This window comes from Pseudomonas eucalypticola (genome assembly GCF_013374995.1).
Classification (GTDB): Bacteria; Pseudomonadota; Gammaproteobacteria; order Pseudomonadales; family Pseudomonadaceae; genus Aquipseudomonas; species Aquipseudomonas eucalypticola.
This window is the reverse complement of record NZ_CP056030.1, coordinates 1,815,912-1,842,909: the sequence shown is the minus strand read 5'-3', so window position 1 is coordinate 1,842,909 and position 26,998 is coordinate 1,815,912. Positions and strand designations below refer to the sequence as shown.

At 65.9% G+C, this 26,998-nt stretch carries 25 protein-coding genes and 1 pseudogene; 9 read left to right on the top strand and 17 right to left on the bottom strand.

The genetic code is table 11. The annotated features are described in order from the left end of the window. Positions 1–9: 9 nt before the first annotated feature. Positions 10–864: a TlpA family protein disulfide reductase gene (locus tag HWQ56_RS08505; RefSeq protein WP_176570211.1), complete on the top strand. Its 855-nt coding sequence runs from the start codon at positions 10–12 to the stop codon at positions 862–864. Here the strand turns inward: HWQ56_RS08505 and HWQ56_RS08500 are convergent. The 3 genes from HWQ56_RS08500 to HWQ56_RS08490 all read right to left on the bottom strand — a co-directional run bounded on the left by HWQ56_RS08500 (position 850) and on the right by HWQ56_RS08490 (position 2,923). Beyond that, positions 850–1,278 carry a hypothetical protein gene (locus HWQ56_RS08500; protein WP_158158507.1) on the bottom strand — a complete coding sequence of 143 codons (429 nt, stop codon included), beginning with the start codon at positions 1,276–1,278 and terminating at the stop codon, positions 850–852. The genes HWQ56_RS08505 and HWQ56_RS08500 overlap by 15 nt on opposite strands. Before the next feature lie 99 nt (positions 1,279–1,377). Next, complete coding sequence (locus HWQ56_RS08495) at positions 1,378–2,151, bottom strand: substrate-binding periplasmic protein (protein WP_158158512.1); 774 nt, start codon at positions 2,149–2,151, stop codon at positions 1,378–1,380. 148 nt (positions 2,152–2,299) lie between these two features. Then, complete coding sequence (locus HWQ56_RS08490) at positions 2,300–2,923, bottom strand: TetR/AcrR family transcriptional regulator (protein ID WP_176570210.1); 624 nt, start codon at positions 2,921–2,923, stop codon at positions 2,300–2,302. Positions 2,924–3,092: 169 nt separating this feature from the next. Here HWQ56_RS08490 and HWQ56_RS08485 point away from each other — a divergent pair, with 169 nt between their 5' ends. Together HWQ56_RS08485 and ppnP are read left to right on the top strand one after the other, a co-directional pair. Next, on the top strand, positions 3,093–3,635 hold the full coding sequence (locus HWQ56_RS08485; RefSeq protein ID WP_158158509.1) for a 3'-5' exonuclease: 543 nt from the start codon (positions 3,093–3,095) through the stop codon (positions 3,633–3,635). A 78-nt stretch (positions 3,636–3,713) separates the two neighbouring features. Beyond that, a complete protein-coding gene (gene ppnP, locus HWQ56_RS08480) occupies positions 3,714–3,995 on the top strand; it encodes a pyrimidine/purine nucleoside phosphorylase (RefSeq protein ID WP_158158510.1) in 282 nt (93 codons plus the stop codon). Positions 3,996–4,025: 30 nt separating this feature from the next. Here the strand turns inward: ppnP and HWQ56_RS08475 are convergent, their stop codons facing one another. Next, positions 4,026–5,795, bottom strand: a complete 1,770-nt coding sequence (locus HWQ56_RS08475; protein ID WP_176570209.1) for an ABC transporter transmembrane domain-containing protein — start codon at positions 5,793–5,795, stop codon at positions 4,026–4,028. 262 nt (positions 5,796–6,057) lie between these two features. On the opposite strand from HWQ56_RS08475, the gene HWQ56_RS08470 reads away from it, so the two are divergent. After that, positions 6,058–6,243, top strand: coding sequence for a PA1571 family protein (locus tag HWQ56_RS08470; protein WP_158153724.1), 186 nt, complete (start codon positions 6,058–6,060; stop codon positions 6,241–6,243). Positions 6,244–6,318: 75 nt separating this feature from the next. Here the strand turns inward: HWQ56_RS08470 and pdxB are convergent, their stop codons facing one another. Beyond that, on the bottom strand, positions 6,319–7,464 hold the full coding sequence (gene pdxB / locus HWQ56_RS08465; RefSeq protein WP_176570208.1) for a 4-phosphoerythronate dehydrogenase PdxB: 1,146 nt from the start codon (positions 7,462–7,464) through the stop codon (positions 6,319–6,321). A 136-nt stretch (positions 7,465–7,600) separates the two neighbouring features. On the opposite strand from pdxB, the gene HWQ56_RS08460 reads away from it, so the two are divergent. Continuing rightward, the gene (locus HWQ56_RS08460) at positions 7,601–9,001 is read left to right on the top strand and encodes an MATE family efflux transporter (protein WP_176570207.1); all 1,401 of its coding nucleotides are present in this window, start codon (positions 7,601–7,603) and stop codon (positions 8,999–9,001) included. 36 nt (positions 9,002–9,037) lie between these two features. Here HWQ56_RS08460 and HWQ56_RS08455 read toward each other — a convergent pair whose 3' ends face one another. The 6 genes from HWQ56_RS08455 to kdpF are packed head-to-tail and all read right to left on the bottom strand — an operon-like array spanning position 9,038 to position 16,876. Continuing rightward, positions 9,038–9,727: a response regulator gene (locus tag HWQ56_RS08455; RefSeq protein ID WP_176570206.1), complete on the bottom strand. Its 690-nt coding sequence runs from the start codon at positions 9,725–9,727 to the stop codon at positions 9,038–9,040. Continuing rightward, positions 9,724–12,381 carry a sensor histidine kinase gene (locus tag HWQ56_RS08450; protein WP_176570205.1) on the bottom strand — a complete coding sequence of 886 codons (2,658 nt, stop codon included), beginning with the start codon at positions 12,379–12,381 and terminating at the stop codon, positions 9,724–9,726. The genes HWQ56_RS08455 and HWQ56_RS08450 overlap by 4 nt, the downstream gene beginning before the upstream one ends. A 57-nt stretch (positions 12,382–12,438) precedes the next feature. Next, the gene (gene kdpC / locus HWQ56_RS08445) at positions 12,439–12,996 is read right to left on the bottom strand and encodes a potassium-transporting ATPase subunit KdpC (RefSeq protein WP_176572361.1); all 558 of its coding nucleotides are present in this window, start codon (positions 12,994–12,996) and stop codon (positions 12,439–12,441) included. A gap of 19 nt (positions 12,997–13,015) precedes the next feature. After that, positions 13,016–15,079, bottom strand: coding sequence for a potassium-transporting ATPase subunit KdpB (kdpB, locus tag HWQ56_RS08440; RefSeq protein ID WP_425331937.1), 2,064 nt, complete (start codon positions 15,077–15,079; stop codon positions 13,016–13,018). A 4-nt stretch (positions 15,080–15,083) separates the two neighbouring features. Next, the gene (kdpA, locus tag HWQ56_RS08435) at positions 15,084–16,778 is read right to left on the bottom strand and encodes a potassium-transporting ATPase subunit KdpA (RefSeq protein WP_158153718.1); all 1,695 of its coding nucleotides are present in this window, start codon (positions 16,776–16,778) and stop codon (positions 15,084–15,086) included. A gap of 8 nt (positions 16,779–16,786) precedes the next feature. Further along, a complete protein-coding gene (kdpF, locus tag HWQ56_RS08430) occupies positions 16,787–16,876 on the bottom strand; it encodes a K(+)-transporting ATPase subunit F (protein ID WP_158153717.1) in 90 nt (29 codons plus the stop codon). Between the two features lie 394 nt (positions 16,877–17,270). Between kdpF and HWQ56_RS08425 the strand changes: the two genes are divergently transcribed. The 3 genes from HWQ56_RS08425 to xopAW all read left to right on the top strand — a co-directional run bounded on the left by HWQ56_RS08425 (position 17,271) and on the right by xopAW (position 20,149). Then, positions 17,271–18,035 carry a response regulator gene (locus HWQ56_RS08425; RefSeq protein ID WP_027978584.1) on the top strand — a complete coding sequence of 255 codons (765 nt, stop codon included), beginning with the start codon at positions 17,271–17,273 and terminating at the stop codon, positions 18,033–18,035. Beyond that, positions 18,035–19,120, top strand: a complete 1,086-nt coding sequence (locus HWQ56_RS08420; RefSeq protein WP_158153716.1) for a sensor histidine kinase — start codon at positions 18,035–18,037, stop codon at positions 19,118–19,120. The genes HWQ56_RS08425 and HWQ56_RS08420 overlap by 1 nt, the downstream gene beginning before the upstream one ends. A gap of 132 nt (positions 19,121–19,252) precedes the next feature. Next, a complete protein-coding gene (gene xopAW / locus HWQ56_RS08415) occupies positions 19,253–20,149 on the top strand; it encodes a XopAW family type III secretion system calcium-binding effector (protein WP_176570203.1) in 897 nt (298 codons plus the stop codon). 35 nt (positions 20,150–20,184) lie between these two features. Here the strand turns inward: xopAW and HWQ56_RS08410 are convergent, their stop codons facing one another. From HWQ56_RS08410 to HWQ56_RS08385, 6 genes and pseudogenes are all read right to left on the bottom strand, one after another. Beyond that, complete coding sequence (locus HWQ56_RS08410; protein WP_176572360.1) at positions 20,185–21,237, bottom strand: AI-2E family transporter; 1,053 nt, start codon at positions 21,235–21,237, stop codon at positions 20,185–20,187. A 17-nt stretch (positions 21,238–21,254) separates the two neighbouring features. Then, positions 21,255–22,067, bottom strand: coding sequence for a DUF4892 domain-containing protein (locus tag HWQ56_RS08405; RefSeq protein ID WP_176570202.1), 813 nt, complete (start codon positions 22,065–22,067; stop codon positions 21,255–21,257). Between the two features lie 101 nt (positions 22,068–22,168). Continuing rightward, a complete protein-coding gene (locus tag HWQ56_RS08400; protein ID WP_176570201.1) occupies positions 22,169–23,023 on the bottom strand; it encodes an alpha/beta hydrolase in 855 nt (284 codons plus the stop codon). Continuing rightward, complete coding sequence (locus tag HWQ56_RS08395; RefSeq protein ID WP_176570200.1) at positions 23,020–23,829, bottom strand: alpha/beta fold hydrolase; 810 nt, start codon at positions 23,827–23,829, stop codon at positions 23,020–23,022. Before HWQ56_RS08395 ends, HWQ56_RS08400 begins: the two co-directional genes overlap by 4 nt. Positions 23,830–24,041: 212 nt before the next feature. Then, a pseudogene (locus HWQ56_RS08390) lies at positions 24,042–24,478 on the bottom strand (DoxX family protein). Between the two features lie 147 nt (positions 24,479–24,625). Continuing rightward, on the bottom strand, positions 24,626–26,056 hold the full coding sequence (locus HWQ56_RS08385; protein ID WP_176570199.1) for an MltF family protein: 1,431 nt from the start codon (positions 26,054–26,056) through the stop codon (positions 24,626–24,628). Between the two features lie 125 nt (positions 26,057–26,181). Between HWQ56_RS08385 and HWQ56_RS08380 the strand changes: the two genes are divergently transcribed. Continuing rightward, positions 26,182–26,988, top strand: coding sequence for a TatD family hydrolase (locus HWQ56_RS08380; RefSeq protein ID WP_176570198.1), 807 nt, complete (start codon positions 26,182–26,184; stop codon positions 26,986–26,988). Positions 26,989–26,998: the final 10 nt, after the last annotated feature.

Below are 26,998 nucleotides of genomic sequence, written 5' to 3'. Positions count from 1 at the left end.
GAAGTGCTCATGCTCAGTTTCGGCTTCGGCCCCTTCGTGCTAGCCATCAACCACCTGATCATGCTGGCGGCACTGGCCATCGCGCTGGCCAGTGGCTGGTGGCTGGCCCGGCGGCGTGCAGCGCCCAATCCGGAAGCCATATTGTTTCGGGGTTTTCTACTGGGTTTGCTGGGCGCGCGGGTGGCTTTCGTCGCCAGTTATGCCCACCAGTACCTGGCCACGCCCTGGCAAATCATCGACCTGCGCGACGGCGGCTTCCTGCTGATGCCAGGGCTGCTGGTGCTGGCCGCGTACCTCGCCTGGCGAGGATGGCGCGATGCGCCGTCGCGCGTGCCCCTGACGGCGGCAATGGCGGCGGGCCTGGTGTTCTGGGGCGCGGCGCACTGGGCTGTGGACCAGCATCAGGCCGGGCAACCGATGCCAAGTACGGTGCTGCACGATGCGCTGGGCGACCCCGTGGCATTGCCCGGCACCGACTCGCGGCCCATGGTGGTCAACCTCTGGGCCAGCTGGTGCCCGCCGTGCCGCCGCGAACTGCCGGTATTGCTGCAGGCGCAGGCGCAGCATCCGGATATCCGCTTCGTCTTTCTGAACCAGGGCGAATTGCCACAGACGGTCAGCAATTTCGTCGCCACCACAGGGTTGGCGCCCAGCCATGTCCTGTATGACCCGGACAGTCAATGGGGCCGGCAGCTTGGCGCGGCAGCGTTGCCCACCACGCTATTCTACAGCGCCAGTGGCCATCTGCTGGGCAGCCACCTGGGCGAACTCTCCGCCGCCAGCCTTGCCGATGGGCTGAAGGTGTTCGGAAGCGCCACCCCCCTTCAATCGGCGAGCAAGGAAGAGGCATCACCTTTCGAATAGGGCCCGGACCTCCTGATCCAGCACCTCGGCAGGTGGGCCAAGCAACGTAAAGTTACCTACCACCTCATTGGGCCCCGCGCCGCTAAAGTGAAAGTCGCCGCCGCCTTGGCCGTCGTCTTCCAGCCACACGTCAAGTTGCCCGCCCGACGCAGAACTGTGGTTGCCCCCGGCGATATATCGGGCAGTGGTTGGGTCTTCACCAGCCGCGGGATCCTGAATGCGGTAACTGCCAAACCCACCCCCGTGAAAGGTCAGAAAAACGCAACGCAGCTCGGTATCCCTTCCGAAAAGCCCAACGATGTCCCATTGGGCACCCTCTTTTGCAAAAAAAATTCGATCTGCATAATACGTGTGATTCGCCACGGTAAACTTGAATGTCCCCTGGTATTCAAATACCTGTGATGGAGTGCCCATGAGCTCGTCCCGCCTATTCCGGTTGTTGGTTCGCCCGCTTACCGAGCCTCCTCAGGCTAACCGAACCGCAACGCGCCCGAACCTGTCACATTTGACAGGTCAGGGCTGGACCGCACCCCCATCCACCGCATGGGCCACCACCGATTGCGCCGCTAACGGCCGCACCGCGATCTTGTAGGGGTCGAACACTTGCAGCATTTCGCCATTCTCGCGCAACCGCTGCAGGAGCTGGCTGAACTGCTCGCCGCTGATAGGCGCCTTGGGTCGCAGCAAGGCGAAATGATGGTAGACCTGATCGATGCGGTCGGAGATCAGCAGGTCCTTGGCCACCCCGGGGTTGCGTTTGAGGTAGTCATACAGGTAGGAACGGGTGACGAGGGCGATGTCTGCACGGTCGCGCAGCACCATCATCAGGTTGCTGTCGTGGGAGTAAGTCAGCGTGGCATTGAAATGCTTGCTCAGGTATTCAGGGTCGGCGTTGAAGTCGGCGAAGGCGTAGTGGTAGCCACTGAACAACGCCAGGCTCTTGCCGGAAAGGTCGGCGAAATAGGTCTGGTCACGGTGCTCACCGCGCTTGGTGACGAATATCTCGGCGTCTTCCAGGCCCATGTCGACGCTGGTGTGCTCGATCTTGCCCCAACCCCACTCGGGGTTTTCGAAGATGGCCATGTCGATGCGCCCGTCCTGGAAGTCGCGAAAACGCCGGGGAATCGAGGTGGGCACCAGCACGAAGTGGTACTGGGCCTGGATCTGATTGAGGTCTTCGACCAACTGCGGCAACAGGCCGGTATCGATACCGGTCTCGGGGCGGACGGTGTACGGCGGAAAGTGTGCCGCCCCCACCCGCACTTCTTGCGCCGCCCAAACCGGCATCGCCGCCAGGCCAATGGCTGCCCAGGTCAGTAACCGCGCGACCACGCGCACAGGGGTAGCAGTCACGGGTTCTTACCTCGGGCAAGGGATCATTGGATCCGCATAAAATAGGGGTTTGCGGGCCTTTCGACAACCGGTACGCACGATTTCAAGGCGCTTTGAGCAGCAACTGCAGCGCCTGCTCTGCCAACTGTTCCAGGCTCAAGGCGCCCTGGGGGTTGAACCAGGTGCTGGTCCAGGACAGGGCGCCGGTCAGCAGGCGACGGATGATCGCTATATCCCCCTGGATCAGACCAGCGTCCCTGGCGTCAGCCAGTACCTGCAGCCACACGTGTTCGTAATCGTCCCGCAGGGCCAATACCTGCGCCCGGCCGCCGGCGGAGAGCGAACGCCATTCATACACCAGCACCGCCATGGCCTCGCCGGTGCCGCCCATGATCGACTGCAGTTCACAACGAATCAGTGCCAGCACACGCGCCCGCGCGCCCTGGGTACCGGCCAGCTCGGCACGCATCAGGGCAGTGTTGTAACGCAAGGTCTGCTCCATCACCGCGCACAGGATATCGTCCTTGCTCTTGAAGTGATGGAAGATGCTGCCCGACTGGATACCCACGGCGCTGGCCAGGTCGCGCACCGTGGTGCGCTCGAAACCCTTGGCCCGGAACAGGTGGGCAGCGGCGTGCAGCAATGCACCGCGAGGGCTTTGCGGGTCAATCAACTGCCCGTCGCTGATCAGTTGTTCCATGACCTCGCGGGCCTTGTCGTCATCCACGCTGTTTGCTCCCCGTTCACTACCGCTCGCCCCGGCAATGTAGGTGCTACCGCAGGCCCGAGCAAGCGCTCGGGCAAATATTACCCCGCGCAACCGAAGGGGGATACCGGAACTCTTCACACTTCGCTACGCTCTAGGTCTCAATGAGCGCAGCGCATCGGAGCCTGTTATGCCGCATTGGCTGGTGATCGACCTGGAAGCCACCACGGACGAGGGAGGCTGGCCGGTCGCGGAAATGGAAATCATCGAGATCGGCGCCAGCCTGGTGAACCGCGACGGTCGTGAGGTGGACCATTTCCAACGCTTCGTGCGCCCACAACGGCGCCCTCACCTCACGCCGTTCTGCCGCGAGCTGACGCACATCACCCAGGCCAACATTGACGCCGCCGCGTCCTTGACCGAGGTGTGGCCGCAATTCGAGCGCTGGCTGGCCCATCATCGCCCAGGCTTGCAAGGCTGGGTGAGCTGGGGCGACTATGACCGCCAGCAACTGCTGCTCAGTTGGCAGCAACACCACTTGCACAGCCTGCTGGCCGAAGTACCGCACACCAACCTCAAGCAGCGCTTCGCCAAGGCGCGCAAGTTGCAGCGCCCACTGGGCCTCAACGGCGCCCTGCAACTGGCCGGGTTGACCTTCAACGGCCAACAGCACCGGGCCCTGGAAGATGCACGCAACACGGCGCGGCTGTTGCCCCTGACGCTACCGAACTAGACAGTTAAAAGCGCGTGCACGGCCGGGGCGGCTTCGGCATACTGGCCGCCCTTTTGCCCCTATCCCGAGGATCAGCCCATGTTTAAAGTCAACGAATACTTCGACGGCACCGTCAAGTCGATTGCCTTCGAAATGAAGGAAGGCCCAGCCACCATCGGCGTCATGGCCCCGGGCGAATACGAATTCGGTACCGCGCAACGGGAAATCATGCACGTGGTCACCGGCAAGCTGGTCGTGCGCCTGCCCGACAGCACCGAGTGGGAAACCTTCGAAGGCGGTACCCGCTTCAACGTGCCGGCCAACAGCAAGTTCCAGCTCAAAGTGGAAGTCGAAACCGCCTACCTGTGCGAATACCGCTGAGTCATCGACTGCTCGCCGCTTCCACAGCGGCTAGGCTGGCTGGGTGTTGAACTGCAACGCCGCCAGCCGGGCATAGAGTGCATTGCTGGCGATCAACTGCCGATGCGTGCCCACCGCCACCACCCTGCCCTGCTCCATCACCGCGATGCGGTCGGCGTTCTGCACCGTCGCCAGGCGGTGGGCGATCACCAGGGTGGTTCGCCCCTGCATCAGGGTCGGCAAGGCCTCCTGAATCAAATGTTCACTCTGGGCGTCCAGGGCACTGGTGGCTTCGTCCAGCAGCAGGATCGGCGCGTCCACCAACAAGGCCCGGGCAATGGCCAACCGCTGGCGCTGGCCACCCGACAAGCCAAGGCCAGCCTCGCCCAAGTGGGTCTGGTAGCCTTGGGGCAGTTGTTCGATGAAGTCGTGGGCATGGGCGATACGGGCCGCCTGGCGTACCTGCTCGGTGCTTGCCATCGACTGCCCATAGCGCAAGTTGTCCTCTACCGTACCGAAAAAGAGCGCAGGGGTCTGTGACACCAGGGCAAAGTGTCGGCGCAGGTCGGCCGGGTCGAGCTGACGCAGGTCCACATCGTCGATCAGAATGCGGCCTTGCTGCGGGTCGTAGAAGCGCAACAGCAGGTCGAACAAGGTTGATTTCCCTGCTCCTGAAGGCCCCACCAGCGCCAGGGTCTCGCCCGCTTCGACCCGCAGGTCAAGGCCATCGATGGCGGGCCGTTCGGGGCGTGATGGGTAGGCGAACCGCACGGCCTCCAGGTGCAGCCGGCCGCTGACCCGCGCCGGCAACACCTGCAGGCCACTGGCCGGCGCCTGTATGTCACTGCTGGCCTGCAACAACTCGCCAATGCGTTCGGCGGCGCCCGCGGCGCGCTGCAACTCCCCCAACACCTCGCTGAGCGTCCCGAAGGCGCTGCCCACGATCAAGCTGTAGAACACGAACGCCGCGAGCTCGCCGCCGGAGATTCGCCCGGCAATCACGTCCATGCCGCCCACCCAGAGCATCACCCCCACCGCCCCCAGCACCAGCACGATCACCAGGGTGATAAGCCACGAGCGCTGCACGATGCGCTTGCGTGCCGTCTCGAAGGCTTGTTCCACGGTCACGCCAAAGCGGCGCTGGTCTTCAGCCTGGTGGTTGTACGCCTGCACGGTCTTGATCTGGTTCAGGGTTTCGGCCACATAGCTGCCCACATCGGCGATACGGTCCTGGCTCTGGCGCGACAGCCCGCGCACGCGCCGCCCGAACACCAGGATGGGCGCCAGCACCAGGGGCAAGGCGATCACCACGATGCTGGTGAGCTTGGGGTTGGTGACGAACAGCAAGACGATACCACCCACCACCATCAGCGCATTGCGCAGGAACAACGACAGCGACGAGCCGATCACTGATTGCAGCAAGGTGGTGTCGGCGGTCAGCCGCGACTGGATCTCCGAGCTGCGGTTATGTTCGTAGAACCCGGGGTGCAGGTAGATCAAGTGGTCGAACACCTGCTGGCGAATGTCCGCCACGCAGCGCTCGCCAATCCACGACACCAGGTAGAAGCGCGTGAACGTGCCCGCCGCCAGCGCCAGTACCAGCAAGAGAAAAACGCCGATGGAGCGGTTGAGCAACGCCGGTGACTGGGTCAGGAAGCCCTGGTCCACCAGCAGGCGAATGCCCTGCCCCATGGACAGGGTGATGCCGGCGGTCAGCACCAGCGCCACCAGCGCAGCCAAGGCGCGCCAGCGGTACGGGCGCAGGAAATGCAAAGCCAGGCGCAGAGCGCGCCGCTGGCGGGAAGAGAGCAATGAGGTCATGGGCAGGCCGTGGCAAACGAAGACGTTGCCAGCCTACACCCTGACGGGTGATTTGCGCCGGTGGAACTCCGCTGGCGCATCAGAGTCAGCTCAATAGAGGCCGCCGCTACCTGCGCTAGATACTTTTGATCTAAGCCTGGGGTAGAGATTCGCGGCACTTTCTGGTGGACTGAAAAGGGCCGCCAGAGATGCACAGGGATTGTCACGACGCAGTCATCTGGCGGCTCTAGTCTGAGCACACAACCTGATGAGGAGACGGGCCATGGGCTTGCACAGCAGCCGTAACGAAACCGTGGAAGTACACCGGATCCAGCCGCACCAGGCGGTCGGTGGTTCCATTATCGATGCCAAGGGACGCGAGATCCCTATCACCGAAGACATGATCCAGGATGCCTGCCAGGAACTGGAAAAACGTCTGGTCAAACCTGCCCCTGCCAAACAAGACTGACGCCCCGCGAAACACCCTGGACCCGGCCCGTTGGCCGGGTTTTTCTTGCGCGTGCCGCGAGCGCCGCGCAGTCGGTTACACCAGTTCGCAGCCCAGTGCCTGCGCCAGCTTGCGCAGGTCGGGCGAATAACCGTCCAGCCGCACCCGCAACCCTTCTATTTCCCGCCGGGAGGTCGGGTAGCCTTTGCGCAGCGCATCGAACGCGCTGCGCTGCTGCGCGTCGTTGTCGGTCAGTTTGCGGCGGAAGTCGGCATCGTCACGACGGGGGTCATACACCGCCCGGCACAGCATGGCCATGGCCAGGTCCGGCTCGGCCAGGCCGTTGAGGGCGACCTCGGCCAGCCAGGGCGGTGGCAGCAGGTCGGCCAGCTGGATGCCCGGCGCTTCGCCGCGAAAGGCACAATAGGCCTGGTAGATCTGCGCCGTGCCCCGCTGGCGACCGTCCAGGCTGTAACCGGCGATATGCGGGGTGGCCAGCACGCACAGGTCGGCCAACTCGCCGTCGACGCTGGGTTCGTATTCCCACACATCCAGCACCGCTTGCACGTCCTCGCGCTCGATCAGCAGGTTTTTCAGCGCCAGGTTGTCGACGATCGGCCCGCGGGCCGCGTTGACCAGCCAGGCACCGGGCCGCAGCCGCGCCAGGCGCGCTTCATCCAGCAGGTGCCAGGTGGCATGCCCGCCTGCCCTGGTCAGCGGCGTGTGCAAACTGATCACGTCACAGTGCGCGATGATCTCGTCCAGGGTGACGTAATCCCCGCCCTCGGCCGCCTGGCGCACCGGGTCGCACACCTTCACCTGCCAGCCCAGTTCACGCAGCACGCGGATCAGCCGCGACCCCACCTGCCCCGCGCCCACCACGCCATAGGTGCGCTCGGCAAGGTTCACGCCTTCCAGCTCGGCCAAGGTGACCAAGGCACCGAGCACGTAGTCCACCACACCACGGGCGTTACACCCTGGCGCGCTGGACCAGCGGATGCCGGCCTCGGCGAAGTAGTCCAGGTCCAGGTGGTCGGTGCCGATGGTGCAGGTACCGACAAAGCGTACGTTGCTGCCCGCCAGCAGGGCGCGGTCGACCTTGGTGATCGAACGCACCAGCAACACGTCGGCATCCCTGACCGACTCTGCGTCGACGCTGCGCCCGTGAACCCGGCGTATTTCGCCGAAACCGGCAAAGAATTCTTCAAGCAGTGGAATGTTTTCGTCAGCGACAATCAGCATGGCAAGCTCCCCAGTATGGGCGGCAGTTTAGGCGCAGCCGCGCTTGCCGTCACCTCGGCCGTGGCAAGTGTTTCCTGACCTGGGCGTCAGGGCGTAGAATGGGCGGTTTTCCGCGCCTTACAGTGGACGACGCCCCGTGACCGCAGCAGCAACCGATATCACCGCCCCCCAGACCCGCGCTGCCCGCGTGCGCCTGGAGTTGCGCACCCTGCTGGCCCTGGCCGGCCCCATCATCATCGCGCAACTGGCCCACACTGCCATGGGCTTCGTCGACGCGGTCATGGCCGGCCGGGTCGGCCCACGTGATCTGGCCGCCGTGGCCCTGGGCAACTCCATCTGGGTGCCGGTGTTCCTGCTGATGACCGGCATCCTGTTGGCCACCACGCCCAAGGTCGCCCAGCGCCATGGCGCCGGTACCCCCGGCGAGATCGGCCCGCTGGTACGCCAGGCCCTGTGGCTGGCCCTGGCCGCGGGCCTTGGCGCCAGCCTGCTGCTGTTCAATGCCGAACCCGTGCTGCACCTGATGAAGGTGGACCCCGACCTCATTGGCCCGTGCATGGGCTACCTGCACGGGATCGGCACCGGCCTGCCCTCGGTGGCGCTGTACCACGTGCTGCGCTGCTGCAGCGATGGCATGGGCCGCACCCGGCCGAGCATGGTCCTGGGCCTGTGCGGCCTGGCGCTGAACATCCCGCTGAACTACGTGTTCATCTACGGCCACCTGGGCGTCCCGGCCATGGGCGGCGTAGGCTGTGGCTGGGCCACCGCCAGCGTGATGTGGATGATGCTGCTGGGCATGGCGGCCTGGGTGCGCTGGGCCCCGGCCTACCGCGATGCCGCGGTGTTCGGGCACTTCCAGTGGCCGCAGTGGGGGGTGATCAAGCGGTTGCTGGGCATCGGTTTGCCCATTGGGATCGCGGTGTTCGCCGAGTCGAGCATCTTCGCGGTCATCGCCTTGCTGATCGGCAGCCTCGGCTCCACCGTGGTGGCCGGGCACCAGATTGCCTTGAGCATCAGTTCGATGGTGTTCATGATCCCCTTCTCCCTGGGCATGGCCGTGACCATCCGCGTCGGCCAGGCGCTGGGCCGCGACCTGCCGCGCGAAGCCCGCTTCGCCGCCGGCATCGGCATGGCCACGGCACTGGCCTACGCCTGTTTCTCGGCGACGCTGATGTTCCTGGGCCGGGAGTACATCGCGCGCATCTACACCGCTGACCCGGCGGTGTTGCACATCGCCGCGATGCTGATTGTGTACGCGGCGCTGTTCCAGTTTTCCGATGCCATCCAGGTCACGGCCGCGGGTGCGCTGCGCGGTTACCAGGACACGCGGGTGACCATGTTGCTGACGCTGTTCGCCTATTGGGGCATCGGCTTGCCGGTGGGGTACCTGTTGGGCCTGACCGACTGGCTGGGCGCACCCGCGGGGCCGAGCGGGCTGTGGCAAGGCCTGATCGTCGGCCTGACCTGCGCGGCGGCCATGCTGCTGGTGCGCCTGGTACGCAGTGCGCGCCAGCGCATTCGCCTGGGCGCCGCGTAGTAGCGCTTATTTTTGCAGGACCGGGCGAGGCCCGCCCTACAAGGCCTGCAAGCGATAGCCGACGCCGGGCTCGGTGATGAGGTAACGCGGCGCCGTGGGGTCGTCGCCCAGTTTCTGGCGGATGTGCCCCACCACGATACGCAGGTAGTGGCTGTCCTCCACGTGGGTCGGCCCCCAGATATCCTTGAGCAATTGCTGCTGGGTGATCACCCGCCCCGGGTAGCGCGCCAGTTGCGCGATGACCGCGTATTCCTTGCGGGTCAACGACACCTCCACGGCGTCGAGCGTCACCCGCCGCAAACCCAGGTCAATCAGCAAGCCGCCAATGCTGAGCGGCCCCGCCGGGGCATCGGCCGTCGAGCCCTGGCGCAACAGCGCCCGTACCCGGGCCAGAAACTCCTGGATGCCGAACGGCTTGGTCACGTAATCGTTGGCGCCATTGTCCAGCGCCTCGACTTTCTGCGCCTCGCTGGCGCGCACCGACAGCACCAGCACCGGCACCTGGGTCCATTCGCGCAATTCACGCAGCACCTGCTGGCCGTCCATGTCCGGCAGGCCCAGGTCCAGCACCACAAGGTCAGGGCGACCCAGGGCGGCCTGGCTCAGGCCGTCGGCGCCAGTGCCGGCCTCCAGCACCTGGTAGCCCTGGGAGGTCAGGCTGATGCGCAGGAATTTGCGGATCTGCGGCTCATCATCGATGACCAGCAGCGTTGCGGTCTGACTCATGTCAAGGTTTCACCTTCAAGCCCGGGTTGCGTCTGCAGCGGCAAGCATAGAGTGATGCACGTGCCCTGGCCATCGACACCGTCAGCCACCCGAATGCGCCCGCCGTGGGCGCCGATCATGCCCTGGCAGATCGCCAGGCCCAGGCCCGTGCCCTGTCCACCGCGGTCGCCACGGGCGGCGGTGTAGAACATGTCGAAAATCTGCGCCCGCTCGGCTTCGGGAATGCCCGGCCCCTGATCACTGACCGCCAGGCACAGCTCATCGCCCTGAACCGCGGCACTGACCAGCAGGCGGCCGTGGGCGGGCGAAAAGCGCGCGGCGTTCTCCAACACGTTGATCAACGCCTGCTCGATCAGCGCGGCGTGCACGTACAGCAACGGCAGCGCGGCCGGAACCTCGACCACCACGTCCAGGGGGGCCAGCACCGCGCGCAGGCGGTTCAGGGCGCTGCCGACGATGTCCGCCGGGGTGACCCAGTCGCGGGCCAGCTTCAATGCGCCATGGCCCAGGCGGGTCATGTCCAGCAGGTTCTGGATGTAGCGGTCCAAGCGCTCGGCTTCATCACGGGTGCCTTCCAGCAGTTCCTCACGGTCGGCCTTGGGAATGGCTTCGCCCAGGGCCAGCAGGCTGTCGATGCTGCCACGCATGGCCGTCAGGGGCGTGCGCAGGTCATGGGACACCGAGGCCAGCAAGGCACTGCGCAATTGCTCGGTCTCACCGTGCAAGCGGGCCGCTTCCAGGTCCTGGGCCAATTGCGCCCGCGCCAGCGCCTGGGCCAGCGGTTGGCTGAGCGCCGCCAGCAAGCGCCGGCGTTGCAGACTCAAGGGCCGGCCCTCGCGTTCGCGCACACCCAGCAAGGCCAGCGGCCGCACCTGCGCCGACACCGGCAGCCACCACCAGCGCCCCGCCGGCAAAGTGCCGGTGCCCATGCCCGCCGGCTGGTCGTGCTGCCAGGCCCAGTCGGCGGCGGCTCGCTCGGTATCGGCCAGGGCCACGGCATGGCCGCCAGGGTCTTTCCAGCCCTGGTCGCCGTCACGCTCTACCACCCATACCTGTAAATCGCGCCAACCTTGCAGGTGCTGGGCGGCGGCAGTGAGCACGGCCTGGCGGTCGGTGGCAGCGGTGAGCTTGCGCGATAGGTCGAGCAGTTCACCGGTTTCTTCCTGGGTGTCGCGCAGCGCCTGCAACTGCCGGCGCTGGCGGGCCGCCAGGTTGCCGGTCAGCGCCGCCATCAGCAGGAAGAACAGCAGGGTCAGCACGTCTTCCTCGCGGTAGATGGTCAGGGAGAACGTCGGTGGGATGAACAGAAAGTCATAGGCCAGGAACGACAGCGCCGCGCACACCAGCGCTGGGCCCAGGCTGCTGCGCACTGCCACCAGCAGCACCGCGGCGAGGAACACCAGGGAAATGTTCGGCAGCGCCAGCACGCTGGCCACCGCCGAGGCCAGGCCACTGGCGGCGAGGGTGGCGAACAGCGCCAGCAGGTAGTCGAACCACACCCACTCCCCGGCCCCGCGGGTGCGCGGTAATGGCCGCGCCTGGTCACGGTCCAGCACGTTGATCTCCAGGCCATGGGTATCGCGCAACAACCGCGGCCCCAGCCCCCCGCCGAACAGGCGCCGGCGCAGCAACGGCCGCGACTGGCCCACCAGCACCAGGCTGGCGCGGCGCTCGGCGGCGTGCTGGATCAGGGTCTTGGCCACTTCCGCGGCCCGCAGCACCACCACTTCACCGCCCAGGCGCTCGGCCAGCAACTGGGCATTCTGCAAGTGCTGGCGGCCGTTTTCGTCCCGCGCCTGGCCGGTGTCCACATGCACCAGCGTCCAGGGCAAGTGCCTGCGCTCGGCCACGCGGCTGGCGTGGCGCACCAGGCGTTCGGCCTGGGCATCGGCATCCACGCCCACCAGCAGGCGCCCGCGCAGTGCCGGGGCGGCCTGGCCCAGGCGCCGGTAGCCCTGGGTGAGGTCGGCGTCCACCTGGGCGGCGGCCGTCTGCATGGCCAGCTCACGCAACGCAGTGAGGTTGGTCTGGGTGAAGAACGCCTCGATGGCCGCCCTGGCCTGCTCCGGCACGTACACCTTGCCGTCGCGCAGGCGCTCCAGCAACTCACGCGGCGGCAGGTCGATCAGCACCAGTTCATCGGCTTCCTGCAGCACCCAGTCGGGCAGGGTTTCGCGCACTTGCACGCCGGTAATGTCCCGCACCTGGTCGTTGAGGCTTTCAAGGTGCTGAACGTTGACCGTGGTGTACACGTCAATGTTCGCCGCCAGCAGCTCCTGAATGTCCTGCCAGCGCTTGGCGTGGCGGCTGCCGGGAGCGTTGCTGTGGGCCAGTTCGTCCACCAGCACCAGGCGAGGGGCAGCCTGCAACAGGCCGTCCAGGTCCATTTCTTCCAGGGTCACGCCCCGGTAGCGCGAGCGCACCAGCGGCTGTTGAGGCAGGCCCCCCAGCAGCGCTTCGGTTTCGGCGCGGCCGTGGGTTTCGACCACCCCCGCCAGCACGTTCACGCCCTGGCGCACCTGGGCGTGGGCAGCCTGGAGCATGGCATACGTCTTGCCCACCCCAGGGGCGGCCCCCAGGAACACCTTGAGCCTGCCACGGCCCTTGCGGGGGAGTTGGGCCAGCAGGGCGTCGGCGCGTACAGCGTCACTCATCACGGGTACTCGACAAGGCGGAAATCAGTGTGTGAAGGGATTGCACGCACCTTACGCTCATTGCGCTGAAGGTAGCCGATCCAGGGCCAGGTTCAAAGCCAGCACGTTGACCACGGGTGGGCCGAACAGCGAGCGCTCGGTGTGCTCAGCCACCAGTTGCCGCACCGCAGGCTCCGGCAACTGCCGGGCCTGGGCGATGCGCGCCACCTGGTAGTCGGCCGCGGCCGGCGGCACGTGGGGGTCCAGGCCGCTGCCCGACGTGGTCAGCAGGGCCATGGGCGCTGGCCCCTGGCCGGCCACCTGGAGCTTGGCGGCATCGTCCTTGATGCGGGTGGCCAGGGCCGGGTTGCTGGGCGCCAGGTTGCTGGCGCTGCTGGACACGGTGGCAAAGTCCCCTGCCGAAGGGCGCGGGTGAAACCATTGCTCACCGGTAAACTTCTGCGCGATCAGGCTGGAACCGCGCACCTTGCCACTGTCATCACGCACCAGGCTGCCATTGGCCTGGTCGGCGAAGGCCACCTGGGCCACGCCGGTCACCACCAGCGGGTAGGCGCCACCGGTAATCAGGGTCATCAATACAATCAGGCTCAAGGCCGGACGCACGTAAGTCGACATCATTCATTCCTCCAGGCGGTCATACCAAATGCAGCGCGGTAAGCAGCAGGTCGATCAGCTTGATGCCCACGAAGGGCACCACGATGCCGCCCAGCCCATAGATCAGCAGGTTGCGGCGCAACAGGTGCGCGGCACTCGCCGCCTGCACTCGCACGCCGCGCAGGGCCAGGGGAATCAGCACGACGATGATCAGCGCGTTGAAGACAATCGCCGAGACAATCGCGCTCTGCGGACTGGCCAGGTGCATCACGTTGAGCACACCCAATTGCGGGTAGATAGCGGCGAACAGCGCGGGCAGGATGGCGAAATACTTGGCCACGTCGTTGGCAATGGAAAAGGTGGTCAGGGCGCCACGGGTCACCAGCAGCTCCTTGCCGATCTGCACCACGTCCAGCAGTTTGGTGGGGTCGCTGTCCAGGTCGACCATGTTCGCCGCCTCGCGCGCCGCCTGTGTACCGTCATTCATGGCCATGCCCACGTCGGCCTGGGCCAGGGCCGGGGCGTCGTTGGCGCCGTCGCCACACATGGCCACCAGACGGCCGTCGTCCTGCTCCTGGCGAATGCGCGCCAGCTTCTTTTCTGGCGTGGCTTCGGCGAGCACGTCGTCCACCCCGGCTTCGGCGGCGATGGCAGCCGCGGTCAACGGGTTGTCGCCAGTGACCATCACGGTGCGGATGCCCAGCTTGCGCAGTTCATCGAAGCGTTCGCGAATGCCGGGCTTGACCACGTCCTTGAGGTGAATGGCACCCAGCAGGCGTTTGTCGCGGCACACCAGCAGCGGTGTGCCGCCGCTCTGGGCGATCTTGTCCACCTCACGGGCCAGTGCGGCGGGCATCTCCAGGCGCTGCAAGCCGACGAAGGCCAGCAGCGAGTCCACCGCGCCCTTGCGGTACACATGCGGGCCATGGTCGACGCCGCTCAGGCGCGTCTCGGCACTGAAAGGCACCGCGGTGAGTTCGTGGGCAGCAGGCTCCGCCAGGCTGTGCAACTGGCGCAGGAACTCGACGATCGACTTGCCTTCGGCGGTGTCGTCGGCCAGCGAGGCCAGCAGCGCGCCCTCGGCCAGCTCCTTGGCGGTCACGCCTGGGGCGGCATACAGGGCGGTGCAACGGCGGTTGCCGAAGGTGATGGTACCGGTCTTGTCCAGCAGCAAGACGTGTACGTCACCGGCCGCCTCCACCGCGCGGCCCGATTTGGCGATCACGTTCAAGCGCACCAGGCGGTCCATGCCGGCAATGCCAATGGCCGAGAGCAAGCCGCCGATGGTGGTGGGAATCAGCGTCACCAGCAAGGCCACCAGGAACACCAGCGGCAAGCTGCCTCCGGCGAAGTGGGCGAACGGCTGCAGGGTCACCACCACCAGCAAGAAGATCAGGGTCAGGCCGATCAGCAGGATGTCCAACGCGATTTCATTGGGGGTTTTCTGGCGCTTGGCGCCCTCCACCAAGGCGATCATGCGGTCCAGGGTCGACTCACCGGGGTTGGCGGTGATCTTCACCAGCAGCCAATCCGACACCAGCCGGGTATTGCCGGTGACGGCCGAACGGTCGCCGCCCGACTCACGGATCACCGGCGCCGATTCGCCGGTTATGGCGGCTTCGTTAACGGCGGCGATGCCTTCGATGACCTCGCCGTCACCGGGGATCATTTCCCCGGCTTCGACGCGCACCACGTCACCCTTGCGCAGGCTGGCGGCGGGCACGCTCTGGAACTGCCCGCCCGCCTCGCGGCGGCGTGCACTCAGGGCCTGGCTACCTGCCTTGAGGCTGTCGGCGCGGGCTTTGCCGCGCCCCTCGGCCAGGGCCTCGGCAAAGTTGGCGAACAGCACGGTAAACCATAGCCACAGGGCGATCTGCACCGCCACGCCCGTGCCGACGCCGGCCTCGGGCAGAAAACACAGCACCGTGGTCAGTATGGCGGTCAGTTCCACCACCAGCATCACCGGCGCACGCTGCAACTGGCGCGGGTCGAGCTTGACGAAAGCTTGCACCAGCGCCGGGCGCCACAGGGCCGCGAACGCGGTTTTCTGCGGGGTACTGGCGACCGCCGGTTTTACAGCAGGGATCGGCATATTCATGGTCATGTCCTCAGAAACCCAGGCTCAGGTGTTCGGCGATCGGCCCCAGGGCCAGGGTCGGCAGGAAGGTCAGCCCGCCCACCAGCAAAATCGTCACGGTCAGCAGGGTGACGAACAGCGGCCCGTGGGTAGGAAAGCTGTTCGCGCCCAAGGGTGCGGTCTTCTTCAGTGCCAGGCTGCCGGCCAGGGCCAGGATCGGCAGGATGTAGCCGAAACGCCCGATCAACATGCCCAGCCCCAGCATCAGGTTGTGGAACGCGGTGTTGGCGCTGAAGCCACCGAATGCCGAGCCGTTGTTGGCACTGGCCGAGGTGTAGGCGTACAGCAACTGGCTGAAGCCGTGGGGCCCCGGGTTGCTGACCGCCGATGCCGGCCCCGCCAGGCTGGCGGCGATGGCGCCCAGCACCAGCACGCCGATCGGCATCACCAGCAGGGTAACGACCAGCAGCTTGACCTCGGTGGCCTGGATTTTCTTGCCCAGGTATTCCGGGGTGCGGCCGATCATCAGCCCGGCCAGGAACACGGCCGTCAGCACGTTCAGCAACATCCCATAGAGCCCGGCGCCGACGCCGCCGAAGATCACCTCGCCGACCATCATGTTCACCAGCGCGACCATGCCGGTCAGCGGGTTGAGGCTGTCGTGCATGGCATTGACCGAGCCGTTGGAGGCGGCCGTGGTGGTCACGGCCCACAGCACCGACGCCGTGGTGCCAAAACGTGCCTCCTTGCCTTCCTGCGGTGCAGTCTGTTCAATCTGCGCGCCTTGCAGGGCCGGGTTGGCCTGGTACTCGCCGTAAAGCGCCACCCCACCACCGATCAGAAACAGGGCGAACATGCAGGCGATGATTGCCCGGCTCTGGCGCATGTCCTTCACGTAATGGCCGAAGGTAAACACCAGCGCCACCGGGATCAGGATGATCGATACCACTTCCAGCAGGTTGCTCAGGGCCGTGGGGTTTTCGAACGGGTGCGCCGAGTTGACGCCGAAGAAGCCACCGCCATTGGTGCCCAGTTGCTTGATGGCGATCTGGCTGGCCGCCGGGCCCAGGGGAATGACCTGGTCGGCGCCCTGCACGGTGACGGCATCGATGTAATGCATGAAGGTCTGCGGCACGCCCTGCCACACCAGCAGCAGGGCCAGCACCAGGCACAGCGGCAACAGGCCATAGAGGGTGGCACGGGTCATGTCGGCCCAGAAGTTGCCCAGGGTTTTCGCCGAACGCCGGCCAATGCCGCGGCACAGGGCAACCAGCACGGCGATACCGGTGGCGGCGCTGACGAAGTTCTGCACGGTGAGGCCGGCCATCTGGCTGAAGTAGCTCAGGGACGCTTCGCCGCTATAGGCCTGCCAGTTGGTGTTGGTGACGAAACTGACCGCCGTGTTGAAGGCCAGGGTCCACTCCATGCCGGGCAGGTGCTGCGGGTTGGCCGGCAGATACTGCTGAAGCATCAACACGGCCATCAACACGGCGAAACCCGCCAGGTTGAAGGCCAGCAGCGCCAGGGTGTAGCGTTGCCAGCTCTGCTCTTCATTGGCATCGACGCCCGCCAGGCGGTAGCAACCGCGCTCCACCGGGCCTAGGATGGGCGCCAGCCACGTGCGCTGGCCTTCCATCACCTTGTAATAGAACCGCCCCAGGAACGGCGCCGGAACCAGCACCAGGGCCAGGAACGCCACCAGCAGCCCATAGTCGTAGCTGTGCATGGCCGCTCCTAGTTGCGATCGGCGCGTAACAGCGCCAGGGTCAGATACACGAACAACCCTGCTGCCAGCAGCAGGGCCACCCCGTCCAGAACGTTCATGCCGTTTCTCCTCGTTCGATAAAGGCAGCGCCCATGCGCCCCTTGTGGATTCGGCGTCAACCGAGCAGCCGCGGGGGGAGGGAGCCAGCCATTCGTCGGTATTGTCGGAAAACACCGCGTAAAGGAACGAGACTGAAAGCAACGGACAGGTATAAAGAAATCGTAAAGAATGCCGATGTAGAGCTGTCTCCAGATCGACCTCGGGAAAATGTAGCCAATTGTATCGACATTGATACATAGACGACATTCCAGCGACACGCCCGCGAGTAACCCTCGTTCGCCGCTCCCAATCCGAACATGACTACCAGCCCGCCGGGCGAACGCTTACCTCATGGGTAAATGACGCGGCCCCGTCGCCGTGGCTGGCAGCAATATCAGGCAGATGAACGCAAGCATGCAGAACACCCCGCTCCCCCTCAGCGATGCCAGCAAGACCCTCGTCGGCGACGATGACAAACGCTGGAATACCCGTGCCCTGATCGTGGATGACGACGTACCGATTCGCGAGCTGCTGATCGACTACCTGGCGCGCTTCGGCATTCTTGCCCTGGGCGTCAGCGACGGCGAAGGCATGCGCCAGGCGCTGCTGGAAGAAAACTTCGACGTGGTGGTCCTGGACCTGATGCTGCCCGGTGAAGACGGCTTGTCGCTGTGCCGCTGGCTGCGCGCCGAATCCGATATTCCGATCCTGATGCTGACCGCGCGCTGCGAGCCGACCGACCGCATCATCGGCCTGGAGCTGGGTGCTGACGACTACATGGCCAAGCCGTTCGAACCGCGCGAACTGGTGGCCCGTATCCAGACCATCCTGCGCCGCGTGCGCGATGACCGCACCGAGCAGCGGGCCAACGTGCGCTTCGACAACTGGCGCCTGAACAGCGTGCTGCGCCAGCTGATCTCCTCCGATGGGCTGGTGGTGCCGCTGTCCAACGCCGAATTCCGCCTGTTGTGGGTATTCCTGGAGCGCCCTCGCCGCGTGCTCAGCCGTGAACAACTGCTGGACGCCGCCCGTGGCCGCTCCATCGAGGCTTTCGATCGCAGCATCGACCTGCTGGTGTCGCGCCTGCGCCAGAAGCTGGGCGACGACCCCAAGGCACCGCAGTTGATCAAGACAGTGCGCGGTGAAGGCTACCTGTTCGATGCCCGGGACATTGGTTGATGCGCAGCCCTGATACGCTGTTCGCCCGTCTGTTCGGCGTATCGCTGATTGCCATCATCTTCGCCCACCTGCTGGCTTTCCTCTGGTTCCAGCAGTACGGCTTCCCGCCGCCACCGCACCGCGAGGAAATGCGCGAAGCACTGGCTGAGCGCCGCGCCGAGCTGGGGCCCAACCCCACGCCCGAGGCGCGCGCGGAGCTGGAAAAGCTGCGCGAGGAAGAACGCCGGCCGCCGCCCCCGCTGTTTGGCGGCCCCATGGTACCGCTGATGTTCCAGGTGATTACCCTGGTGGTAGCGGCCTGGTTCGGCGCCAAGGCGCTGTCGCGGCCCATCCGCCGCTTCAGTGAAGCGGCCGAACGCTTGAGTGAAAACCTCGACGCCCCACCGCTTGAGGAATCCGGCCCGCTGGAAGCTCGCCAGGTAGCGCATACCTTCAACCGCATGCAGGAACGTATTCGCGAACAGGTCCAGCAACGGGCGCGCATGCTCGGTGCCGTGTCCCATGACCTGCGCACACCGCTGTCGCGGCTCAAGCTGCGGCTGGAGCAGATCGACAACGAAAAGCTGCAAGGGCAGATGCGCCAGGACCTGGACGACATGATCGGCATGCTCGACGCCACCCTGACCTACCTGCACGAACAGCGCACCAGCGAGGCCCTGCAATGGTACGACCTGCAGGCCCTGGTGGAATCGCTGGTGGAGAACGCCCAGGACCACGGCGCGGCCATTGAGGCCAAGGGCACCTGCGCGCCGCTGCAGGTGCAACCCATGGCCCTGCGTTCGTGCATCAGCAACCTGGTGGACAACGCCCTGCGCTATGGCGGCGCCACCCTGGTGGACATCCAGGACACCCGCGACCAGGTGACCATCCGCGTCATCGACCACGGGCCGGGCATCAGCGCCGACAAGCGGGAAGCGGTGTTCGAACCGTTCTTTCGGCTGGAAGGGTCGCGCAACCGCAATTCCGGCGGGGTCGGGCTGGGAATGACCATCGCCCGGGAGGCCTGCCAGCGACTGGGCGGGCAACTGAGCCTGGAGGAGACGCCGGGCGGCGGATTGACGGCGGTTATCCGGTTACCGCGGTAGAGGGCTTGCCGCGACTCTCGCCTGCCCCCATATCCGCCACCATACAAACCCCACACACTCTCGACATCCCCCCGATAGATTCTCTAGGCGCCGGTGGTTCGTAACCGGCGTCCCAACAGGGGAGACAACCCTATGATCAGCGGCGTAAGCAGCAGCAATTACACCAGTTACACCAGCTCAACCAGCTCCACTTCCAGCGCGCAACTGAAGAAGTTCCAGGAAGAACTCTTTGCCAGCCTTGATACAGACGCCAATGGTGAAGTGAGCAGCGATGAGCTGAACACGGCGATTTCCAACAGTTCGAGCAGTGGCACCACCAATGACGGCGGTATCCTGGTCAGCCTGAGCAAGAATTTCAGCAGCCTGGACAGTGACTCCGACGACGGCCTGACCCTGGACGAGATGGCGGCCTTGCAGCCACCGCCGCCACCACCCCAGGGCAGCGGCGACGCACCCAGTACCGACGAAGTGGACGACCTGCTCAGCGCCATCGACAGCGACGGCAGTGGCTCGATCAGCAGCGATGAGCTGAGTTCGGCCCTGAGCAGCGCCGGCGATACCACCGATGACAGCAGCGCGCTGTTCTCGGCCCTGGACACCAACGGCGACGGCACGGTCAGCCAGGACGAACTGGCGGCCGCCCTGCAACCACCACCGCCACCCCCGCCGTCCGATACCAGTGACCTGAGCAGTGACCTGTTCAGCAGCCTGGACGCCGATGGCAGTGGCGGCATCTCGTCGACAGAACTGAGCAGCGCCCTGAGCGCCAGCAGTACGTCGGGCAGCAGTTCGACCAGCAGCACCGATGCTTCCCAGGTGTTCAGCGACCTGGACACCAACAAGGACGGCACCGTCAGCGCCCAGGAACTGGCCGCCGCCCTGCAGTCCTCGGGTGACCAGAGCAGCAGTTCGGACACCGCCAGCAGCGATACCGCGGCGGCCCTGAACAAGATGATCGCCGCCCTGACCAAGCAGTACGGTACCGATACGCAACAAACCGTGGGCAGTCAGCTCAGCGTAGCTGCCTGACCTTCACGCCGCGGGCAGCCTTTGGGCTGCCCGTCTCAGGCCCTGTTGGCACCGCCATGGCTGCTGCGGGTCCAGTCCAGCAACAGGCTGTAGCCAATGGCCAGCAACGTCGGGCCAATGAACAGGCCGATGAAGCCGAAGGCCAGCAGGCCCCCGAACACCCCCAGCAACACGATCACCAACGGCAAGTCGCCGCCCCGGCTGATCAGGTAAGGCTTGAGCACATTGTCCACGCCGCTGATGATGAACGTGCCCCACACCCCCAGAAAAACCGCCATGCCGTATTCGCTCTTCCACACCAGCCAGGCCGTGGCGGGTATCCAGGCCAGGGGCGGCCCCATGGGAATCAGGCTGAGCAGGAAGGTGACGATGCCCAGCACCAATGCCCCGGGGATGCCCGCGATGAGAAAACCGATGAGCGCCAGCACCGCCTGGGCCGCCGCCGTGCCGATGACGCCATTGACCACCCGCTGCACCGTGCCGGCCACCAGCTCCAGGTAGTACTCGGCACGCTCGCCCACCAGCCGCTCCAGCAGGCGCAGCACGAAGGCGGCCAGGCGCGGGCCGTCGCGGTAGAAGAAGAACACGAACACCAGGCTCAGGGTCAGTTCCAGGATACCGCCGCCGATCTGGGCGCTGCGCGCCAGCAACCAGTTGCCCACCTGCCCCAGGTAAGGCTTGACGCTGACCATCAGCGCCGCGCCTTGCTGGTCGAGGGTGTCCCACCAGGCAGCCAGGCGCGGGCCGGCCAACGGCACCGACACCAGCCAGTCGGGGGCCGCGGGCAAGCCGTCCACCTGTACATCGCGAACAAAGGCGATGGCATCGCGAATATGGTCGGCCAGGTTGAAACCCAGCCACACCAGCGGCAGGATCACCAGCAATATCCAGCCCAGGGTGAGGATACTGGCTGCCAGGGTCTCCCGCCCGTTCAGCCAGCGGGTCAACAGGCGCATCAGCGGCCAGCTGGCGTAGGCCAGGATGGCCCCCCACAGCAGCGCCGAGATGAACGGGGCCAGCACCCACAGGCAGGCACCCAACAGCACCAGCAGGATGATCTGTACCAGCAGGCGGTCATTGTTGAACATCACGGCGGCGCGGCTCCTCAGCGAATCAGGTCGATGTGCAGGCCGCTCTTGGCCGGGTCGCCCAGTTCCAGGCGCGCGGCACGCACGCCCTGGGCCACCAGCGCCTGGCGCCAGGGCTCGGCGGCCGGCCCGGCGAGCGTGACGCGCAGGGTGCTGTCCTGGTTCAGGCTGCGCGCCAGCAACACCACCCAGTCGGCGGGCGGCGGCGCGCTGCCCAGGTCGGGGTAGTCCAGGCGGCCGGTGCTGCGCAATTCGCGCAGTACCGTGCCGGGCGTCGGCAAGACCGTGCCCAGCGGCGTGGCCGCCACGAATTGCTCCACGTGCAGGTAAGGCCGGCGGCTGCCGCGGTTGATGGCGTACAGGGCAAACACGGTGTCGGGCCCGGACGCGGCACGGCGCATCAGCACCATGCCCTGTTGTTCGTCGGCCCCCACCAGCTTGCCGTTGGCGAAGATGTCATTGGCCCACAGGCTGGATTCGCCGCAATCGCGCGACTGACACCAGAACAGCACATGCGCGCCCTGGCCCAGCAGGCTCTGGCGCGCGGTGTCCAGCGCCGCGATGGCCGACGCGCCGGGTGCCAGCTCATAGGTGACCGAACTGAGCTGCCCGCGGGCGTTGATCTGGGCGTCCATGCGCAGCTGATTGCTGATCTTGCGTACCGCGCCCAAGGGGTACAGGCGCTCGGCCTCGGTGGCCGGCTTCCGTTCGATGACCTGGGCGTCGGCGGGCGCCGCCACCTCGGCCAGGTCGGCAGCCTGGGCAGCAGAAACGAGCAGGCCGGCGAACAGGCCGGCCACCAGGCGAGGAACGCGCGTCGCGGTATTCATCGCGGGGGCATCGTGGCAGTGTGGCGGTGGTTCATGGTGTTTCCCTCTTCAACCCGGCTTCCATGTGAACCCGCCAAGCCTCGACACTTGCCCGCGCCAAGTCAAGGCATGGCGAAAAAGCGATTGAAACAGCGTGCTACAAGGGCGGCCCCCTCCTCGTCGTTCAGGTGCAGGTGGTGGCCACCGGGCAAGGTTTCGTGACTGAAGGGTAGCTGAGAAAGCAAGCCCGGGTGCTTGGCCAGCATGCCCTCGGCGGCTACCAGCACATGCGCCGGGCAGGCGATGCGCTGGACGAAGGAAAACCCCTGTTCCTGGGTCATGCGCAAGGGCGTTGGCAGGGTCAGGCGGCTGTCACTGCGCCAACTGAAACCACCCGGCACCGGCATCAGGCCGCGCTGGGCCAGCAGCTCGGCCGCCTCGCGGCTGACCGCGACCATGCCCTTCATGCGGGCCTCTACCCCGCGTTCGAAACTGGGGTACACCGATTTACGCTTGGCGGGCAACGCCAGTTGCTCCTGCAACGCCTGGCCAAAGCGTTCGGCCGTGGTCTGCGGTGCCGTGGGCGGCGGCAGCACGGCGTCGATCAGGGCCAGGCGTTCGATCCGCTCGGGCACCGCCCCGGCCAGCACCACCGAGACAATGGCGCCCAGGGAATGGCCCAGCAGACCAAAGCGCTGCCAACCCAGTTGCTCGGCGACCTGCACCACATCGTGGGCATAGTCCCACAGCCCATAGCCGGCGCCGGGCGGCCGATGCTGGGACAGCCCATGCCCGGCCATGTCCAGGGCAACGATGCGCAGGCCCTGCAGACGGGGCGCCAGGCGCGCGAAGCTGTTGGCGTTGTCCAACCAGCCGTGCAGCGCGATCACAGGCAGCCCGTCGGTGGGTCCGAACACATGGGCGGCCAGTTCGATGTGCGGCAGGCTCAGGCGTATTTCCTCCACGCCGCTGCTCATGCGCAGGCCCCCCGGCGAGCACCCACCTGCCAGCGCTCGACGATGGCCCTGAGCAGGTGCGCGGTGGCTGCCGGTCGTTCCAGGGGAAACATGTGCCCACCCGGCACACGGTGGGCTTCGCCGTGGGGCAGGCGCTGCACGGCGCGCGCATGGTGGGGCAATACCACGCGGCTTTGCTCGCCGTGCAGCAGCGCCAACGGCACGCGCAGCTGCCGGGTACTGGCCGGCCGCACATGGGGCACGCTGCGGTAGATGCCAATTTCCGTGTCGGCCTCGAAACACAGGCGCAGCCCCTCGCCTGCCGGGCACAATCCATGTTCCAGGTAGGCCTCGAAGCAGTCGGGGTCGAAATGGCGGAACAGCGCCTTGCCGGCGAAGTAGGCACGCGCCGCCTCACGGTCAGGGAATCGCTCGCGGCGGCCCAACGTGCGCCCCGCGGGTGTCAGGCGGTCGATGAAACCAAAGCGCTTGGCGGCGCGGATCAGCCATTGGTCGGCCAGCGTCAACGCGGGGGAATCGAGCATGACCACGCCACGGTACAGCTCAGGGCGCTGCAGCGCGGCATACAGGTGCAGCAGGCCGCCGAACGAATGGCCCACGCCCCATACCGGCTCCGGCTGCATTTCAAGGTGATGGACCAACTCGGCGATCAGCGCATGCCAATTGTCCGTGACTGGAAAGCGCGGGTCGTGGCCGTGCTGAGGCAAGTGCGTGACCTGGAACTCGGGGCCCAGCTCGGCGAAGAGCTTGCGGTAGGTGCCGCCAGGAAAGCCGTTGGCGTGGGCGAAGAAGATGGGTTGGGGCATGGGCGATGGCTCGTGGGCGAATCCTGTAGGGATTGTCCGCAAGCCGGGTGGCGAGGGCAATGCGGGGAACGGCCATTGAAGGGGGTATTCAGGCCATTGATTGACGGCTATGCCCTGTAGCGACGGACCTGGCCGCGTCGGCGGCGCAGGCGATGTGCCTGATGCTGCGCGGCGTGGGTGACGCAGCCAGGTCCGCGGCTACGGATTCAAGCTCAGGCCCGGGCGATCAGGCGGTCGAGGGACAGTTTGCCGGCGCCTTCCACCAGGGTCGCGACCGTGCCGGCCAGCAGCGCCAGGGCGAACTCGTACCCGTTGTTGGCCATGAACAGGCCGTTATGGATGTGCACGCTGAGGATGGCGACCACCAGGGTCACGATCAGCACCAGCGATGCCGGGCGCACCAGCAGGCCCAGGACCAGCGCCAGGCCGCCGAAGAACTCACCGCTGCCGGCCAGCAGCGCCATCCAATAGCCGGGGTGAATGCCGATGCTCTCCATCCATTGGCCGGTGCCTTCAGGCCGTAGCCGCCGAACAGCCCGAACAGCTTCTGGCTGCCGTGGGCGACGAAGATGATACCCACCAGCAGGCGCAGCACGGTGAAGCCCAGGCCGGCGTTGGTGACGAAGAGGCGTTTGATCGAAGCGTTCATGGCGTTTTCCTTGAAAGGGTTGTCAGCGGTTGATGGCGCCATATTAATCAACCTATCAAATAATAAAATCGCAAATAAACGACAAAACAAATCGATTTATTCGATATTTTAAAAAACTACTCCCCCCTGTGGGGCACGGCTGAGCAATCAGGGGTTGGCAGCCAACCGCCGCGCCTTGTCGCCACCCGGCTCCAGGGTGTCACGCTCGCGGTCGTAGGCCAGGTAGTACTTGTTGACGCTGTTGACGTAGCTCACGGCGTTCATGCCCACCTGCTCCATGGCGATGCGCTCCACCTGGAAGAACCACTGGTTGGGGTTCAAGCCGCGGCGGCGGGCCTCGGCGCGCATGGCTTGCACTCGTTCCGGCCCCATGTTGTAGGCCGCGAGGACAAACGCCATGCGCTGGCGCTCGTTGAGCTTGCTGCTGGCAAAGAACTTCTTGCGGATCAATGCCAGGTAGCGCGAGGCGGCCTGGACGTTGTTATCGACATTCTGGATATTGCCCACGCCCACCCGCTGGGCCGCCGCAGGCGTGATCTGCAGCAGCCCCGTCGCGCCGCCAGCACCGCGCACCGAAGGGTCAAGCTTGGACTCCTTGAACGCCAGCGCCGCCAGGTTGAGCCAGTCGATCCCTTGTTCACGTGCATAGCGTTGCAGCACCGGGCGCAGCTTTTCCAGGCGCTGGCGATCGGCATGGGCCAGCGGGTTGTGCACCTGGTAAGCCGTGCGGTAAACCCGGGCGAAGGCTGCATCCTGGTCCGCCGGCGCGCGGTAGATGCGGGTGAAACGGTCGATGCTGGCGTGCAGCATGGGCGCATCGCTGCGCACGTACCAGGTGATCTGCCGCGGCGCGCCCAGGTGCAGGTTGCCCTGCACCATCAGCTTGGGCATGACCCGGGCCCACCGCCCGGCGATGGGCTTCTCGACAATGGTCATGGGGTAGATACCGGCCTGCACCATTTCCAGCACGTCTTCCACGGCCAGGCTGGGGTCAGCCCATTCGACCCTAACCGGTGCCAACCGACGCGCCGCCAGTTTCTGGTTGATGCCCTGCAGCACATCGCCAGCCACGCTGCCCGCTGGCAAGGTCACCGTCTTGCCCGCCAGTTGTTCGATGCGCGCATAGCGCCGCGCGCCCTTGGCACCCACCAGTACCAAGGGTACGTTGTCGAGCACGGGGGCACTGGCGCTGACCAACGGGGTATCGGGCACATCGAGCACCTCCCCCGGCGCCACCAGGTCACCTTCGCCACGCTGCAAGGCCCCGATCAACTGCTCTTTGGGGCGGGGAATGATTTTCAGGTGAATGGCCTGGCCGCCGTCGGCATGGCCATTGAGGTACTGTTCGAAGGCATTGAGCCGGTGGTATTCGACACCAATGGCCTCACCCTTGACCTCGCCGGAGCTGTTGCGACTCTGGTTCACCAGCACCCGAAGTACCCGGCCCTGGCGAATATCGGCCAGGTCACGGACCTTGGTCGCGTGCGCCACTTGCAGCGGCCCGGGCGGGCGCGCCATGGCCGGCAGCGGGGCCAGCAAGGCGAGTACCAGCAGGGTCAACAGTGAGGGACGCGTCATCGGGGTTCCAGGCCTGATTCATGATCGACCTCAAGAGACCACGATAACGTCTTGAAGTTCTTGGCTTTACTGGTCTTTCACACGCTCTGTTATGCTGTCCGGCCTGCGGCCCGAGGTAGCACACCATGCAACTCATCGACATCGGCGTCAACCTGACCAACGCCAGTTTCCACGAAAAACACCAGGCGGTGCTGGAGCGCGCCTACGCCGCCGGCGTCGTTCAACTGGTGCTCACCGGCACTGAAATCGCCTGCAGCGAGCAGTCGCTGGCCCTGTGCGAGCAACTGGACGAAAGCGCCACGCGGCTGTTCAGCACGGCCGGCATTCACCCCCACCACGCCAGCGACTGGACCGCCGACACCGAGCGCCAGTTGCGCCACCTGCTGGCCCAGCCGCGGGTACGCGCCGTGGGCGAATGCGGCCTGGACTTCAACCGCGACTTCTCCCCGCGCCCGCAGCAGGAAAAGGTGCTGGAACAGCACCTGGCCCTGGCCGTGGAGTTGCAGCGCCCGGCGTTCCTGCATGAGCGCGATGCCAGCGTGCGCTTGCTGGAGATCCTCAAAGACTTCCGCGACCGGTTGCCCGCCGCCGTGGTGCACTGCTTCACCGGCGAACAGAAAGCGCTGTTCAGCTACCTGGACCTGGACCTGCACATCGGTATCACCGGCTGGATCTGCGACGAACGTCGTGGCACCCACCTGCACCCTCTGGTGGGCAATATCCCCCGCGGGCGGCTGATGCTGGAAAGCGATGCGCCTTACCTGCTGCCCCGCACCCTGCGGCCCAAGCCGAAGAACGGCCGCAATGAACCTGCCTACTTGCCTGAGGTGCTCCACGAAGTGGCCCGCCACCGAGGCGAAAGCGCCGACGACCTGGCCGCCCACACCACGGCATGCGCACGCGCGTTCTTCAACCTGCCAAGCCCGGCTTGACCCACGTCAA

What these genes read in the sequence shown, in the direction of transcription:
- kdpA (WP_158153718.1), bottom strand. Translation starts at nt 16,778, where the DNA reads ATGCACAGCTACGACTATGGGCTGCTGGTGGCGTTCCTGGCCCTGGTG.
- HWQ56_RS08405 (WP_176570202.1), bottom strand. Translation starts at nt 22,067, where the DNA reads ATGAATACCGCGACGCGCGTTCCTCGCCTGGTGGCCGGCCTGTTCGCC.
- HWQ56_RS08485 (WP_158158509.1), top strand. Translation starts at nt 3,093, where the DNA reads ATGCCGCATTGGCTGGTGATCGACCTGGAAGCCACCACGGACGAGGGA.
- HWQ56_RS08455 (WP_176570206.1), bottom strand. Translation starts at nt 9,727, where the DNA reads ATGAGTCAGACCGCAACGCTGCTGGTCATCGATGATGAGCCGCAGATC.
- HWQ56_RS08425 (WP_027978584.1), top strand. Translation starts at nt 17,271, where the DNA reads ATGCAGAACACCCCGCTCCCCCTCAGCGATGCCAGCAAGACCCTCGTC.
- HWQ56_RS08410 (WP_176572360.1), bottom strand. Translation starts at nt 21,237, where the DNA reads ATGTTCAACAATGACCGCCTGCTGGTACAGATCATCCTGCTGGTGCTG.
- HWQ56_RS08380 (WP_176570198.1), top strand. Translation starts at nt 26,182, where the DNA reads ATGCAACTCATCGACATCGGCGTCAACCTGACCAACGCCAGTTTCCAC.
- HWQ56_RS08400 (WP_176570201.1), bottom strand. Translation starts at nt 23,023, where the DNA reads ATGAGCAGCGGCGTGGAGGAAATACGCCTGAGCCTGCCGCACATCGAA.
- kdpC (WP_176572361.1), bottom strand. Translation starts at nt 12,996, where the DNA reads ATGTCGACTTACGTGCGTCCGGCCTTGAGCCTGATTGTATTGATGACC.
- HWQ56_RS08500 (WP_158158507.1), bottom strand. Translation starts at nt 1,278, where the DNA reads ATGGGCACTCCATCACAGGTATTTGAATACCAGGGGACATTCAAGTTT.
- ppnP (WP_158158510.1), top strand. Translation starts at nt 3,714, where the DNA reads ATGTTTAAAGTCAACGAATACTTCGACGGCACCGTCAAGTCGATTGCC.
- HWQ56_RS08495 (WP_158158512.1), bottom strand. Translation starts at nt 2,151, where the DNA reads ATGCCGGTTTGGGCGGCGCAAGAAGTGCGGGTGGGGGCGGCACACTTT.
- HWQ56_RS08450 (WP_176570205.1), bottom strand. Translation starts at nt 12,381, where the DNA reads ATGAGTGACGCTGTACGCGCCGACGCCCTGCTGGCCCAACTCCCCCGC.
- pdxB (WP_176570208.1), bottom strand. Translation starts at nt 7,464, where the DNA reads ATGCTGATTGTCGCTGACGAAAACATTCCACTGCTTGAAGAATTCTTT.
- kdpF (WP_158153717.1), bottom strand. Translation starts at nt 16,876, where the DNA reads ATGAACGTTCTGGACGGGGTGGCCCTGCTGCTGGCAGCAGGGTTGTTC.
- HWQ56_RS08505 (WP_176570211.1), top strand. Translation starts at nt 10, where the DNA reads ATGCTCAGTTTCGGCTTCGGCCCCTTCGTGCTAGCCATCAACCACCTG.
- HWQ56_RS08475 (WP_176570209.1), bottom strand. Translation starts at nt 5,795, where the DNA reads ATGACCTCATTGCTCTCTTCCCGCCAGCGGCGCGCTCTGCGCCTGGCT.
- kdpB (WP_425331937.1), bottom strand. Translation starts at nt 15,079, where the DNA reads ATGACCATGAATATGCCGATCCCTGCTGTAAAACCGGCGGTCGCCAGT.
- xopAW (WP_176570203.1), top strand. Translation starts at nt 19,253, where the DNA reads ATGATCAGCGGCGTAAGCAGCAGCAATTACACCAGTTACACCAGCTCA.
- HWQ56_RS08395 (WP_176570200.1), bottom strand. Translation starts at nt 23,829, where the DNA reads ATGCCCCAACCCATCTTCTTCGCCCACGCCAACGGCTTTCCTGGCGGC.
- HWQ56_RS08420 (WP_158153716.1), top strand. Translation starts at nt 18,035, where the DNA reads ATGCGCAGCCCTGATACGCTGTTCGCCCGTCTGTTCGGCGTATCGCTG.
- HWQ56_RS08470 (WP_158153724.1), top strand. Translation starts at nt 6,058, where the DNA reads ATGGGCTTGCACAGCAGCCGTAACGAAACCGTGGAAGTACACCGGATC.
- HWQ56_RS08385 (WP_176570199.1), bottom strand. Translation starts at nt 26,056, where the DNA reads ATGACGCGTCCCTCACTGTTGACCCTGCTGGTACTCGCCTTGCTGGCC.